The organism is Belnapia sp., assembly GCF_059504005.1.
The window spans coordinates 36,727-50,594 of sequence record NZ_JCACHU010000135.1 but is presented as its reverse complement, the minus strand read 5'-3'; the positions used below and the strand labels follow the sequence as shown (position 1 = coordinate 50,594).

Genomic DNA, 13,868 nt, shown 5'->3' with positions numbered 1-13,868 from the left:
ACTGACACTAACGGGTGTCAAGGATTAACGACAGCCTCGGCTGTCATGACCCGAACCAGCAGCGGGGTGCTGGTCGGGCGCAGGCGGGGCGCCGTGAAGCCGGCTTGCTGGAGCAGGCCGGCGAGCTCGGCCGGGCTACGGGCGCGGCCGGTGCCCATGGCGAGGAGGTAGAAGCCGAAATAGGCCTCGCCGATCGGCTCGGCGCCGGGGGTGGCGGCCATCGGCTCGGCGAGCAGCAGCGTGCCGCCGCGCGGCAGCGCAGCGCGGGCGGCGCGGAGGATGGCGAGCGCCCGGTCGTCGTCATGGTCGTGGATGACGCGGACGAGGCTGACGATGTCGGCGCCTTGCGGCAGCGGGTCGGCGGTGACGTCGCCGCCATGGAGGCTCATGCGGTTGGCCATGCCGGCGGCGTCGAAGCGCGGACGGGCGCGCTCGGCGACGGCGGGGAGGTCGAAGAGCATCAGCCGGAGATGCGGATGGAGCGTGCCGGCGGCGCGGAGGAAGGAACCGTCGCCTCCCCCCACATCCAGCAGGCAGCGGTGGCGGCGGAGCGGATAGGCCGCCAGCACCTCCTCCGCGATGATGGGTTGGGAGGCGGCCATCAGGTCCGTGTAGGCGGCGACCTGGTCGGGGCGGAGGGTCGTCGGGTCCTCCGTCTCGGCATAGGGCCAGTAGCCGGAGAGGTCGTTCCCGCCGCGCGGGCGGCGCAGCAGGGCGACCGGGTCGGCGAGGTCGCCATAGACGAGGGCGTGGTGCTCGACCATCGCCGTGACGCCGGGGTTGTCGACCATGGCGGCGCCGAGTGGGCCGAGGCCCCAGCGGCCGCCGCTGCGCCGCGCCAGCAGGCCGAGCGAGGCGGCGGCGGCGAAGAGACGGGCGGCGGATTCGGGCGGCAGGCCGAGGCGCGCGGCGAGGCGGGATTCCTCCTCCGGCCCGGCATGGAGGATCTCGAACAGGCGGAGGCGGACGCAGGCGAGCAGAACCTGCGAGTAGACGAAGCCGGCGCAGAGGTCGAAGAGCGCCCGCACGCGGCGGCGGGCGACCGGCCGCGTCAGCGGAAACCGCGTCGCCAGGCTGCGGAAGCGCGGGCTGGCGAGAATGCGGTCGTAAGCGTCGCGCGCCTTATCGAGCAAACTCGAGGTTTCCAAAGGCCTTTCGGCCTTTGGTGGGGAGAGCCCGAGAGGGGCGGCGCCCCTCCCGGCCCAGCCGTCGGACCGCTTCACGCAGCCTGCACCGCGAGGCTCCGCGGCAGCAGGCGTTGCGTCTCCAGCAGGATGACGGCGCGCAGCGCCTCGGCGCCCGCGCAGGGCGGGATGGCGGCGGCCGCATCGGCGGCGAGGGACTCGAGGCGGGCGATGGCGCCGGGGAGGCCGAGCTGCAACACGGCGCTCGGCCGGGCATGGGCAGCGTCCTGGCCGATGGGCTTGCCGAGCTCGGCCTCGTCGGAGACGGCGTCGCGGATGTCGTCGGCAACCTGGTAGGCCTCGCCGAGGCGGTCGCCGAGGAGGCGCCAGGCATCGGGCTCGGCGCCCGCCGCGGCGGCGCCGGCGGCGGTCGCGGCGGCGAAGAGGGAGCCGGTCTTCTGCCGCTGGTATTCGGCGAGGTCGCAACGGAGCTCGCTTTCCCAGCCCTGGCCGGCGACGATGCCGGTGGGCATGCCGACAGAATCCCCGATGGTCAGCATCAGGGGGCCGAGGCGTTGCGGCGCGGCGGCGGAGGCGCGGGCCATGAGCTGGAAGGCGAGGACGATGAGGGCGTCGCCGGCGAGGACGGCCAACGGCTCGCCGAAGGCGCGGTGCAGGCTGGGCTTGCCGCGGCGGGTGGCGGCGTCGTCGAAGCAGGGCAGGTCGTCATGGACGAGGGAGGCGCAGTGCAGGAGTTCGATGGCGGCGCCTGCGCTCTCGGCGAGGCCGGGCTGGTCGTCGCCGAGGGCACCGGCGACGGCGAGGCAGAGGCGCGGGCGGAGGCGGGCGCCGCGGGGGAAGACGGCGTAGCGCATGGCCTCGGCCAGGCGCGGCGGGTGGCCGGGGCCTTCGGCCAGGGCGACGGCGACGTTGAGGGCCCGTTCGATCCGAGTGACGGCGTCCATGGCGGCCTCCCCTGCTGACATAAGTGTCAAGCTTGATTGTCAGTCGGAAGTGTCATCTCTTATGGACGATGACGTCAACGACTAATCCTGCGGCAGCGCGCGTGGTGGTGATCGGGGCCGGGATCGCCGGGCTGGCGGCGGCCGTCTCGCTGGCGGCGCGCGGGCTTGATGTGACCGTGCTCGAGCGGGCGGCTGCGCCGGGCGGGAAGATGCGGGAGGTCGCCGCGGGCGCCTCGCGCATGGACGGCGGGCCCACGGTCTTCACCATGCGCTGGGTCTTCGAGGAGCTCTTCGCCGAGGCGGGGGCGTCGCTCGAGGAGCATGTGGCCCTGCAGCCGGTCTCGGTGCTGGCGCGGCATGCCTGGAGCGAGGCGGAGAGCCTCGACCTCTTCGCCGATATCGGCGAGTCGGCGGAGGCGATCGGGCGCTTCGCCGGGGCGGCGGAGGCGCGCGGCTACCGGGAATTCTGCGAGCGGGCGCGCAAGATCTACCGGACCCTGGAGGGGCCCTTCATCCGGGCGGCGCGGCCGACGCCGCTGTCGCTGGCGGCAGGGGCGGGGTTGCGCGGGCTTTCCGACATGTGGGGCGTCTCGCCCTTCGCCACGCTGTGGAAGGAGCTGGGCAAGCATTTCCGCGATCCGCGGCTGCGGCAGCTCTTCGGGCGCTATGCGACCTATTGCGGCTCCTCGCCCTTCCAGGCGCCGGCCACGCTGATGCTCGTCGCGCATGTCGAGCAGGCGGGGGTGTGGCTGGTCGAGGGCGGGATGCACCGGCTGGCGGTGGCGCTGGGGGGGCTGGCGCAGGCCAAGGGGGCCAGGCTCCGCTACGGCGCCGAGGTGCAGGAGATCGAGGCGCAGGGCGGGCGGGTGTCGGGCGTCGTGCTGAAGGGCGGCGAGCGGATCGCGGCGGATGCCGTCGTCGCCAATGCCGATCTCGGGGCGCTCGCCGGCGGGCTGCTGGGCGCGGCCGCGCAGGGCGCGGTGCCGAAGCCGGCAGCGGAGCGGAGCCTCTCGGCGATGACCTGGTGCCTGGAGGCGAGGACCTCAGGCTTCCCGCTGTCGCGCCACACGGTGTTCTTCTCGCAGGACTACGAGGCCGAGTTCCGCGACATCTTCGAGCGCGGGCGGCTGCCCTCGGCGCCCACCGTTTATGTCTGCGCGCAGGACCGCGACGACCGGGGGGCCGGGCCGGACGGGCCGGAGCGGCTGCTCGTGCTGACCAATGCGCCGGCGCTCGGCGACCGGCGCGCCTTCACCGCCGAGGAGACCGCATCATGCGAGACGAACAGCTTCGACCTGCTCCGGCGCTGCGGGCTGCGGGTGGACCGGCGGCCAGAGGCGACGACCTTGACCACGCCGCTGGGCTTCGAGCGGCTCTTCCCGGCGACGGGCGGGGCGCTCTACGGCCGGGCGCTGCATGGCTGGGCGAGCAGCTTCGGCCGGCCGGGGGCGGCGACCAAGCTGCCGGGCCTCTTCCTGGCGGGGGGGAGCGTGCATCCAGGGCCGGGCGTGCCGATGGCGGCGATGTCGGGGCGGCTGGCGGCGGCGCAGCTGCTTGGGCACCTGGATTCGACCGCGCGGTCGCGCCGGACGGCTATGCCTGGTGGTATGTCGACGCGCTGAGCGATGACGGGCGGCACGGGCTGACCATCATCGCCTTCCTCGGCAGCGTCTTCTCGCCCTACTACGCCATGGCGCGCAGGCAGGGTGCCGCGGATCCGCTGCATCATTCGGGGCTGAACGTGGCGCTCTACGGCGCGCCGCGGCGCTGGGCGATGACGGAGCGCGGGCGCCAATCGGTGCGGCGCAGCGCGACGACGCTGCAGCTCGGGCCGAGCGCGCTGGAGTGGGATGGCGAGGTGCTGACCATCCGCGTCGAGGAGGTGACGGCGCCGATCCCCTCGCGGCTGCGCGGCGTGGTGCGCATCCGGCCGGCGGGGATCAATCCGCGGCGCTTCCTGCTCGATGCGGCGGGGCGGCATCGCTGGCAGCCGATCGCGGCGGTGGGGCGGGCGGAGGTCGCGTTCGAGAAGCCGAGCCTGAGCTGGTCGGGGGCGGCCTATTTCGACACCAATGACGGGGATGCACCGCTGGAGCGGGACTTCGTCGAATGGGACTGGTGCCGGGCGCCGCTGCAGGAGGGGGCGGCGATCCTTTACAACGCGCAGCGGCGGGACGGGACGCGGCAGTCGCTCGCGCTCCGCGTCGATGCGGGGGCGCAGGTGAGCGAGATGGCGGTGCCCTCCCCTGCCCTGCTGCCGCGGACGCGCTGGGGCATCCGCCGGCCGACGAGGGTGGATGCGGGGCATCAGCCGCGCGTCGTGCAGGTGCTGGAGGATGCGCCCTTCTATGCGCGCTCCGTGGTGGAGACGCATCTGTGCGGCGAGCCGGCGACGGCGGTGCATGAAAGCCTGTCGCTCGACCGCTTCGCGGCGCTGCCGATCCAGATGATGCTGCCGTTCAAGATTCCGCGGCGGTGGCGGTGAGGCGGGCTTGGCGCCGCCGCGCCGGCGCGTGACGACGCGCCGCGAAGAAGACGCCTGCCATTCCATGATGGGCCATAGCACCATCTGGGCAGAAACAAAAATTCCAGAGCATTTTCAGACAGTTATTGGCCACAGGCAAAATTTCGTATCACATTGAAATCGCACGAAAATCAGGTCGTTTCCGCCCAGGTAGTGATAGGAGCGGCACAAGGAGGGCCCAACGGCCGGCATTACCATGGTCCCCGCTCATTGGGCTGCGGTGTGCGGGGCAAGGCGCTGGACCCGTGGCTGCGGTGGGGGCCGAGGACCGATGCCACTCCGGGGACCCGCTCGAGCCTGCCTCGCTCACCTCCGGCGGCGCGGGACTGAGGCTCAGGACCTTTCCCTGACGATGGCAAGTCGGGGAAGCGGGCGGCCGCTGCCCTGGAACTCCGCCGTCCTGTGCAGTGTCTCTCCGGCACGGCCCGGGCACCCGATCCCGGCCTGCGCCGCGTCCCCAAGAAGGGACCTGATCTCAAGCGCCACCTTGCGCTGCCCCCTGCTACTTGGCTACCACGCTCCTGTCGTGCCGGCCCCAGGCATGCGGTTTCCATCATGCATCGGGAGTGCCCGGCTTGTCGGTCGACCTCTTCATATCCCATGCCCAGAATGGTGAGGACGTGGTGCTTCACCGTGCGTTCCGGGATCTGGTGGGTCCGGGTTTCTACGTGGATGTCGGCGCCTGCCATCCGACCGAAGACAGCGTCACGCTGCATTTCTACGAGCAGGGCTGGCGCGGCATCAATGTGGAGCCGGATGAGGCGCTGCATGGCGCGCTGGCCGAGGCGCGTCCGCGCGACGCGAATGTCCAGGCAGCCATAGGGCGAACCCGTGGCCGCGCGACCTTCCAGGCAACGGGCATCCGCGGCCATGGCACGCTGGACCCCGACCTCGCCCGCATCCGTGCCGGCCAGGCGGAGGGGACGCAGGTTCCCGTCTTCACCTTGCCGGACATCATCGACTGCTACGGCCCCGAGGATGGCGAGATCGCCTTCCTCAAGGTGGATGTCGAGGGATGGGAGGCGGAGGTGCTCGGCTCCGGCGATTGGGACCGGCACCGGCCACGGGTCGTGCTCGTGGAGGCGGTCGACGACGGCGGGCGCCCGACGCATGAGGCCTGGGAGCCCTCCCTTCTTGCACATCGCTACCGTTTCGCGCTGTTCGATGGCCTGAACCGCTTCTATGTGCGGGAGGAGGATGCCGAGCGTCTTCTGCCGCGGCTGGTCGCGCCCGCCAATGTGCTGGACGGGTGGCGGCACGTGCGTGAGCGGGAGGCCATGCGCCGCGCGGAAGCCCTCGCGGCGGAGCTGGCTTCGGCGGAAGCGCGCGCCGATGCCCTGGGAGCGGATGCCGAGGAGGCACGCCACGAGGCCTTCCTCGCAGCCGGGCTGCGCGAGGAGGTTGCGGCCTTGCAGGGGGAGTCGGCGAGGCTCCGTGAGGAGGTTGCGGCCTTGCAGGGGGAGGTTGCAGGCTTGCAGGGGGAACTGGCGAGGCTGCGCGAGGAGGCCACCCAGGCCCGCCCGTCCGACGTGCAGGAGGTGCTCGAGGCGGAGCTGCAACGCGCCCGCGAAGCCGAAGCCGCTGCCCTGCGCCGCGAGGAGGCCGCCGAGGCACGCCTGGCGCAGTTCGAGACCGCGACGGCCGTGGCAGCCCCGCCCGGTCGCCGCGACGAGGTATCAATCCTCGAGGCGCAGCTCGCAGCCATGCGGCGATCGACCTCCTGGCGGGTCAGCTACCCCATACGCCTCGTCGGCCGGACGGTGCATCGGCTGGCGGGCCGGAATGGCTGAGCGCCCGGTGCCGGAAGCCGCCCCGCCGGAGGCGCCGTTCGAGCCGGGGGATGCCGCGATCCGCGCGGTGCTCGATCAGTACCGTGCGTGGTCCGGCCGTGCGGTGCCACCTTCGGCACCCCCGTTGAACGCCGCGCTCGCGCGCCAGATGGCAGCCAAGCCCTGGCCCTACGCATCCGGCGACGCACGGCAGGCCGCCACCATTCTCGCCGGGTTGAGTTTCGCCCTGGGCCTCAGCCAGGCGCGCCGCGGACATCGGATCCTGGAAATGGGAGCGAGCCAGGGCGCCTTGTCCTTCCTCATGGCGAGGCTGGGATGTGCGACCACGCTGCAGGCGGAGGATCCGACCGAGGCGGAGGCGTTGCGTCACCAGGCAAGGGAAGGCGGCCTCGCGGTGCGGGTCATCGACGGCCCGCTCGCCGGGGTGGACGGCCGGTTCGATTTCGTGCTCAGCCATGGCGGCCTTCGCCTGCGCCCGGATCACCGGGCGCTGCTCGCCCATGCGCGGGATGCGTTGCTGGCCCCGGGCGGCCGCCTTCTCCTCGTCGGTGAGGCATTGACGGAGGACCGGCCTTCGCCCTGGGGCCTCGACACGGCGCCGGAGGCGATGGAGGGCATGCGGCGCGGTGGCGCCTTGGCGCTCTCCTTCCGCCCGAGCTACCTCCTCCGCACGCTGGCGGCGCTCGGCTTCAACGCCACCTTGTCGACATGCCCCTACTCGCCTTTCGGCAACACGATCCTCGCCGGACGATGCCGCCAGCCGAGGCGGGATGCGGCGCCCGGCCTGGCTGCCGCGACGCAGGGTTGACGCGGGCGCCGCCTGTCCTGCCTTCGGAAGGCCTTCCGGCTCGATACCGGGTCGCGCCGGCGACATGGACCCGCTGAATCGTGTCGGTTCTGCCGCTCCCGGCAACTGCCCTCGCCTCGTCGAGCTTACGGAAGCAGTGCCGGGTTCCGCCATCCCTGGACGCCGTCAACCGCTACGGATCCGGAGAGGTCGTTCGGGTTCGGGAAGGCAGGCCGCTCGATCTCCAGGTGCCACCCGGCATCGCGCAAGGCCTGGAAAAGGCGGCCCTCGATCGGCCGGGAATGGGTGCCGATCAACAGATAGGCGACCTTCTCCCGCAGCAGCGCCATGCTGGCCTCGACGAGGTCGGCCTCGCCGCCCTGGATGTCGACGTGCAGCAGGTCGATCCGGGCATGCGGGGCCGCGACCTCCGCGAGGGACACCATCGGCAGGGCCTCGTAATCGCCCGAGAGCAGCGCTGCCTCGCGCTGCGCTTCGGTCGCGCCGAAGATCGGCTCGAGCCCCCAATGCATCCCGGCCTGATGCTGGCGCGGGAACAGCGCGGTGCCCGAGGTCGCGGCGGCGATGCCGTGATGCAGGCTGCGCTCCTCGGCGGCGAAGCCGTTGGCGGCGGTCGCTTCCTCGGCGAAGCCGATATGCCCGCGATCCCCCTCGACGCCGATCAGGTGGACGCGCAACCCGGCGCGCCGGGCGGCGACCCCCGTATTGTTGAGCCAGCACCCCCAGCCGCAACCGAGCTCGATGACCGTGAAGCTGTCCCGCGCGAGGTCGACGGCGCGCAGCGCGGCGCCCCATTCGGCAATGTCCGCATGCCAGTTCGCCGGAATCGGGATGCCCTCCACCGTGCCGGCCCGGTCGTCGAGGATGGTCGGGAAGAATTTCGGGTCGATGACGACGCCGAGAAAGTTGGTGAGGTAGCCCGGCCGCGACAGAAGACCAGGTACCGCATGGCGCCGCATGACCTCCTCCGGGTCGAAGACGGCCGTGTAGTGGAAGAAGCGGCTGACGGCACGGTTCCGCCAGAGCGCAAGCTCCGCTTCGGACTCGGACGTCCGGCCGGTGGCGGCCTCACGCTCGCGCAGCAGGGCGTCGCGCTCCAGAAGCAGGGCATCCCGGGCGTCGCGGAGGCGGCGGAGGCGCGGCACCCGCAGGGCGAGGTCGAGCAGCATGATCAGGGCTGGATTCCGTAGCGTTCGAACAGCGCCTCGGGCGCATCCTCATCGGCGACGATCCGACCAGCCTGCCAGGCCTCGGCATAGGCGGCGTGGACCTTCGCCAACTCGCTCCCGAAGGCCGGCAGGTGCTTGCAGCGCTCGATCAAGCGGGCGATCGAGGTCCCTTCGCGGATCGCGGGCTCCGCCTCCATCAGCGCCATGCGCGTCCATTCCCCGGCATTCCAGGCATGCTTGGTGCGGTGCCGGTCCACGCGCACCGGGTCCACCCCAGCGAGTTCGGCGGCATCGAAGAGATCGGGCATGCGCTCGAGATGCCAGATCAGGGCCCAGCGAAGCCAGGAGACGTTCATGTTGACCACCACGGCCGGCTGACCCACCCACCAGGCGGGCCGGTCCGCCAGCGCCGTCAGCGCGTAGACCGAGGAGGGGACGCAGGTGAGGAGGGACGAGAAGGGCGGCCCCGCGATGTCCTGCCCATAGGCCCGCAGCGCATGGTCACGGCGGAAGGCGCAGGCATAGATCGCCGTGAAGAGGTTCTCGTTATACGCCGCGACCTCCCGCAACTGGCGGACATAGCGGTTCGGCCCGCCATGGCCGATCGGCTTGGCATGGCGGATGACCGAGGCGGCGTCGGAGATCTCCTCCGGGGCGGAGAAGTTGGTGTAGGCGTAGTTCAGGTAAGCCATCTCGACATCCGGATGGGCCCGCAGGCCCTCCAGCACCGTCCCGATCGCCCCGTCGACGACCAGGTCGTCGTCGCCGATCAGCCAAACGAAGCGGCCGTTGGACGCCCGCGCGGTCGCGCCCAGATTGCCGAGCATCCCGACATTGGCCGGATTCCGCCGCAAGGTCAGGCCGGGCGCGCCGGCATGGCGCGCCACCACGTCCGGCGTCGCATCGGTCGAGGCGTTGTCGCAGACGACCACCTCCACCTCCGCGCCGTAGGGCCGCACGGCGTCGAGCAGGCGCGGCAGGCTGTGACGAAGCCAGTTTGCGCGGTTGTAGGTGGTGATGGCGCAGCTCAGCAGCGGGCGCTGGCGGGCCGGCTGCGCCAGTACGGCGGGAAGCGGCCAGCTCGGGGCTGTGCCCGCCCGCGCCAGGGCCATCATCACATCCTCCGCATACTCGTCCCAGTCGCGGATGGGGCGGGACACGGCCTCCGCCCCAAGCCGGCGCAGCAGCCCCTCCTCCGAGGCGAGGCGGGCGATGCCGCGGGCGATCGCGGCCTCGTCGAGCATGTTCAGGGCAAGGGCGCCGCCACCCGGCGCCACCTCGGCGAGCGACGAGCCTTCGTGGCAGAGGCATGGCAGGCCGCGCCAGAGGCTCTCCAGCACGGGAAGGCCGAAACCCTCCTCCCAGGAGGCGAAGATCGTGGCATGGCTGCGCCGATAGAGGGCCAGCACATCCTCATCCGAAAGGTGCTGGTGCAGCGTCACCGCGCCGGCCTCGGCGGCGAGGCGCTCGATCTCCGCATCGAGCGCCTCATAGCCGGCCCGGCGGCCGACCACGGCGAGCTCGATCGGCCGGTCGGGGCTGAGGCGCCGCGCCTCCATCAGGGCGCGGAGGACGCGCGGATAGTTCTTCCGCGGCTCCCATGTTCCGATGGCCAGCAGGCGCAGGGGCTCGCCCGGTGCCGGGCCGGGCTGCGGCTCGCGCTGCCGCGTCGTGCCCGGCAGGGCGCCCGCCAGCGGGCAGGGCACTAGGGCCGGTACGGCCAGGCCGCGCTCCGCCAGGTAGCGCCGCAGGTCGCCGGCGACGCTCCAGGAGATCGGCAGGGCGACATCCACCTCGCCGAAGAGCGCCGCATAGAGGTTGAACGCCTCGAGCGCCACCGCAGGGAAGCCCTTCTGCAGCTTCACCGGGATGGCGTCGTAGAAGATCGACGCGACCCGCATGCCGAGCTGCCGGCCGAGCCGGGCCGGGTTCGATCCGGGGGGCACGGTCGGCACCACGATCTCGGGCAGCAGCAGCCATTCGCCGCGGAGATCGGCCGGGAGAGGGGTTGGCTTGCACGGCGTCGGGCCGCCCCAGGCGGCGAGCGCTTTGGCCTCCTGCATGCTCAGGGAGCCGAGCCGGCCCGTTGCCGGCTGCCATTTCACCGGGACCAGATCCACCCCGATCCTCTGCAGGGCGGCGCCGAGCGCGCGGGTCACCCGTTGCACGCCGGTGTTGAAGGGCTGGGTCGCCGTCAGCCCTGCCCAGTAGTAGACGCGCCTGGGCCGCCGGAGAGCGGCGGCGGCCGAGAGCCGCGGGCGCTCCAGGCCGAGCTCCGCGAGCATGGCATTGGCATCCGCCACAACCCGGAAGCGCCGGCGCAGGGTGGCGGTCCGCGGCAGGATCCGCAGCGCGAGGGCCAGCGCGGCGTCCCGGCCAGCAGGCGTCGGGAACAGCAGCAGGTCGGCGGTGGCCAGGGCGCGCAGCTCAAGCGCCCCGATCGGCCGGTCCGGCGAGATGGCGACCGCGACCTTGAGGCCGAGCGCCCTGGCCTCGGTCTCGCCGCGCATCGCCTCGCCCAGCCCGGCCGCCGTCGAGAGGGGCAGGATGGCCCAGAGGCGGTCGAGCTGCCCGTCGCCGGGACGGACGACCGCCTCGCTGCCATCCGCGCCGCCGGGCAGCCAGGCCGCGGAATCGCTCCGCCAGTGCAGGCGCCTCACGGCGGCACCCGCGGCCCGCAGGGCCTCGACGAGCGGCCCGGCCCCCTGCGCCCTGCCCTCCAGAACCACGAGCCGGGCCAGGGCGGGCGCCTGCCGGAGTTCGGCGAGAATGGCATCGCCATAGCCGGCCCAGTCGAGCAGGCGGCGCCCGCAGGCCTCGGCGCCGAGGCGATGGCGGAGCGCCGGGTCGGTGGCGAGCCGTTCGATGGCGCCCTCGATCGCGTCGGGGTCGGCCGGATCGATGGTCAGGCAGCCGCCGCCCTCGGCGATCTCCCCGATCGATCCCGAATCCGAGCAGAGGCAGGGGCGGCCCTGCCAGAGGCTCTCCGCCACCGGCAGGCCGTAGCCCTCGGCGAGGGAGAGGAAGACCGTGGCGTCGCAGGCGCGCATCAGCGCCGCCACCTCCTCGTCCGAGCGGTAGCCCAGCAAACGGATCGCCCCGGCGGAGGCCGAGGCGAGATGCGTTGCCCGTTCGGCGACCGCCGGATGGAGGTTGCCGACGACGTCGAACTCGACACGCAGGTCGGGGCGCCGTGCCCGCAGCCGGTTCACCGCCGCCATGACGGCCAGCTGGTTCTTTCGCGGCTCGACGGTGCCGAGGGCCAGCAGGTGCAGGTGTCCGGCCCTGCCGGCCGGCGCCGCGCCGGCCGCCTCGCGCGGCATGCCGGTCCGCTCCGCCGCCAGGGGCACCGGGCGAACCGGCGGCAGGCGGGCCGGGTCGTGGTCCTGCTCCCGCCACCAGGCGGACAGGTCTTCGCCCGCCGTGCGGGAGATCGGCAGGACCAGCTCGCAGACGGCCAGCACGCTGGCATAGGTGGCATGGGCGGGCGCCATCGCCTCGTAGCCCGGCACGCGAAGCGGGATCAGGTCGTAGAAGACCGCTGCGGGCCGCAGGCCATAATACCGCGCGTAGTCGAGGATCGCGGCCGGCGCCGGCACCGCGGCGTCGTCCGGGTCGACATGCGGCACCTCGGGCAGGAGCAGCCAGGCCCCGGCCAGGCGGCCGGCTTCCGCGAGGTGCAAGGGCTGCCCGGCACAGGCGGGCGCGGCAAGGCGCGGGCCGTCGAAGCGCGCGAGGGTTTCCACCGCCCCGGCCTCGGCCCCGATGATCGCTTCCTGGACGGGACACCAGCGGACGGGAATGAGTTCGACATCGGCCCGGTCGGCCAGCGCGGCCCCGAGGGCGCGGACCACGCGCTGCACGCCGGTATTGCCAGGGTACAAGGCCGTGTGGTGGACCCAGTAGTAGATCCGGGTCGGGTCCGTCGCCTCCGCAAGCATCGCCCTGTCCAACTCAGACGATCTCGATCTCGGGGAACGGAAAGATCATGCGCCCGCCGCCGGCCAGGAACTCGGCCTCGCGGCGGATGATGCCCTCCTTAAAATGCCAGGGCAGCACGAGGAAGTAGTCGGGCTTCATCGCCCGGGCTTCGGCCTCGGACACGATGGGGATGTTCGTGCCCGGCGTGTAGGCGCCGAATTTATCCGGGTTGACCTCGGCGATGACCTGGACCTCGGCCGTGGTGATGCCGCAGAACTGGAGCACGACATTGCCCTTGGTCGAGGCGCCGTAGCCGAACACCTTCTTACCGTCGGCCGCGAGGGTCTTCAGCAGCCGCGTCAGGTCTGCGCGATGGCGGTACACCCGTTCCTCGAAATCGCGGTAGGGCCGCGGCGTGTCGAGGCCCATGCGGTCCTCCTGCTCCAGCAGCCAGCCGATCACCGCCTCGGAGCCCCGCCGCGGCTCATTGGCGCGGACAGCGCTGACCGCGAAGCTGCCACCGTTCACCGCGTTCATCTTCACGTCGATCGCGCGCATCCCGGCCGCGGCGAGGATCCGCTGTACCGCGCCGAGCGAGTAGTATTCCAGATGCTCGTGGCAGACGGTGTCGTAGCTCGTCAGCCGCAGCATCGAGGGCATGTAGCTCTGCTCGAAATGCCAGACGCCGCCAGGAGCCAGTACCTGCTCGACCTGGCGGGCGAAGGCGATCGGGTCCTCCAGGTCGTAGAACATGGCGATGGAGGTGACGACCTTGGCCGGCTTCCCGCCGGCCGCGAGATAGGCGCGGGCCGAGAAGAAGTCGGGGATCAGTGTCACGTCGTCGGGGTAGTACTGGCGGAACTTCACCCCGGTCGGATCCATGCCGGTCCGGTGCAGGCTGGGCACGGAGTAGGCCTTGAGCGAAGTCGCGTCGTTGCTGCCGATGTCGAGAACGGCGTCGCCCGGCGCGACTTCGGCCAGGCGCTCGAGCTCGCGGATTTTCTGGGTCAGATGCTGGACCATGCTCTGGTTGAGGCCGGAGCGGTAGCCGTAGTTCTCCCCATACATCTCGCCGAGGTCGTAGGAGCAGTCGAGCTGCAGCAGTCCCGATTTGGGGCACCAGACGAGGCGCAGGGGGCCCGTCGTGACCGGTTCGGCGGCGCTCTTCGGGAAGACCCCCGTTAGCGCCTGGTGGCCGAGGTCGAGGACGGGGATCAAGGTCGTTCCCCCACCGATGCGGCACTGCTCGATCGGCGTGTAGCGCTTATCGGTCACAAATAACTCCTTCGATGGCACGCTGCGGCTTGTCAGGATGAGGCTCGATCACCACCGGGCCGATTTTGAGGCCGTCTATTCACACCTTGAGGGCCCAACCGCAAGCCTCGGGGTTGCGAACGCTCGGGGCAGACGGTCGCGGCATACAGACCCTCGCCGGTGCGGCCGAAGTCGATGTCGCCCCGCACCCAATATTATTTCCCTGGAATGGATACGACCCGCTGCGCAACGTGCTTTGCCTTGGCGGCTGGGCGCCGGTCGATGGGCCCAGGCCGAGGAAAGTTGCAGACCG

Annotated in this window: 9 protein-coding genes; 4 read left to right on the top strand and 5 right to left on the bottom strand. The window is 71.9% G+C overall.

Going from position 1 to position 13,868, the window contains the following annotated elements:
• Positions 1–17: 17 nt before the first annotated feature.
• Complete coding sequence (locus AC5JJ1_RS18465; RefSeq protein WP_495786576.1) at positions 18–1,133, bottom strand: methyltransferase; 1,116 nt, start codon at positions 1,131–1,133, stop codon at positions 18–20.
• 86 nt (positions 1,134–1,219) lie between these two features.
• Positions 1,220–2,089: a polyprenyl synthetase family protein gene (locus tag AC5JJ1_RS18460; RefSeq protein WP_495786575.1), complete on the bottom strand. Its 870-nt coding sequence runs from the start codon at positions 2,087–2,089 to the stop codon at positions 1,220–1,222.
• A gap of 68 nt (positions 2,090–2,157) precedes the next feature.
• On the opposite strand from AC5JJ1_RS18460, the gene crtD reads away from it, so the two are divergent.
• The 4 genes from crtD to AC5JJ1_RS18440 all read left to right on the top strand — a co-directional run bounded on the left by crtD (position 2,158) and on the right by AC5JJ1_RS18440 (position 7,211).
• A complete protein-coding gene (crtD, locus tag AC5JJ1_RS18455) occupies positions 2,158–3,711 on the top strand; it encodes a 1-hydroxycarotenoid 3,4-desaturase CrtD (RefSeq protein WP_495786574.1) in 1,554 nt (517 codons plus the stop codon).
• Positions 3,708–4,574 (top strand): carotenoid 1,2-hydratase, encoded by an 867-nt coding sequence (locus AC5JJ1_RS18450; protein ID WP_495786621.1) that lies wholly within the window; start codon positions 3,708–3,710, stop codon positions 4,572–4,574. The genes crtD and AC5JJ1_RS18450 overlap by 4 nt, the downstream gene beginning before the upstream one ends.
• Before the next feature lie 662 nt (positions 4,575–5,236).
• On the top strand, positions 5,237–6,403 hold the full coding sequence (locus tag AC5JJ1_RS18445) for an FkbM family methyltransferase (protein ID WP_495786573.1): 1,167 nt from the start codon (positions 5,237–5,239) through the stop codon (positions 6,401–6,403).
• On the top strand, positions 6,396–7,211 hold the full coding sequence (locus AC5JJ1_RS18440) for a class I SAM-dependent methyltransferase (RefSeq protein WP_495786572.1): 816 nt from the start codon (positions 6,396–6,398) through the stop codon (positions 7,209–7,211). Before AC5JJ1_RS18445 ends, AC5JJ1_RS18440 begins: the two co-directional genes overlap by 8 nt.
• A 125-nt stretch (positions 7,212–7,336) precedes the next feature.
• Here the strand turns inward: AC5JJ1_RS18440 and AC5JJ1_RS18435 are convergent, their stop codons facing one another.
• From AC5JJ1_RS18435 to AC5JJ1_RS18425, 3 genes are read right to left on the bottom strand one after another with little or no spacing between them, the layout of a single operon-like run.
• Positions 7,337–8,380: a class I SAM-dependent methyltransferase gene (locus tag AC5JJ1_RS18435; protein WP_495786571.1), complete on the bottom strand. Its 1,044-nt coding sequence runs from the start codon at positions 8,378–8,380 to the stop codon at positions 7,337–7,339.
• A gap of 2 nt (positions 8,381–8,382) precedes the next feature.
• On the bottom strand, positions 8,383–12,333 hold the full coding sequence (locus AC5JJ1_RS18430) for a glycosyltransferase (RefSeq protein WP_495786570.1): 3,951 nt from the start codon (positions 12,331–12,333) through the stop codon (positions 8,383–8,385).
• A gap of 1 nt (position 12,334) precedes the next feature.
• Positions 12,335–13,576: a class I SAM-dependent methyltransferase gene (locus AC5JJ1_RS18425; RefSeq protein WP_495786569.1), complete on the bottom strand. Its 1,242-nt coding sequence runs from the start codon at positions 13,574–13,576 to the stop codon at positions 12,335–12,337.
• Positions 13,577–13,868: the final 292 nt, after the last annotated feature.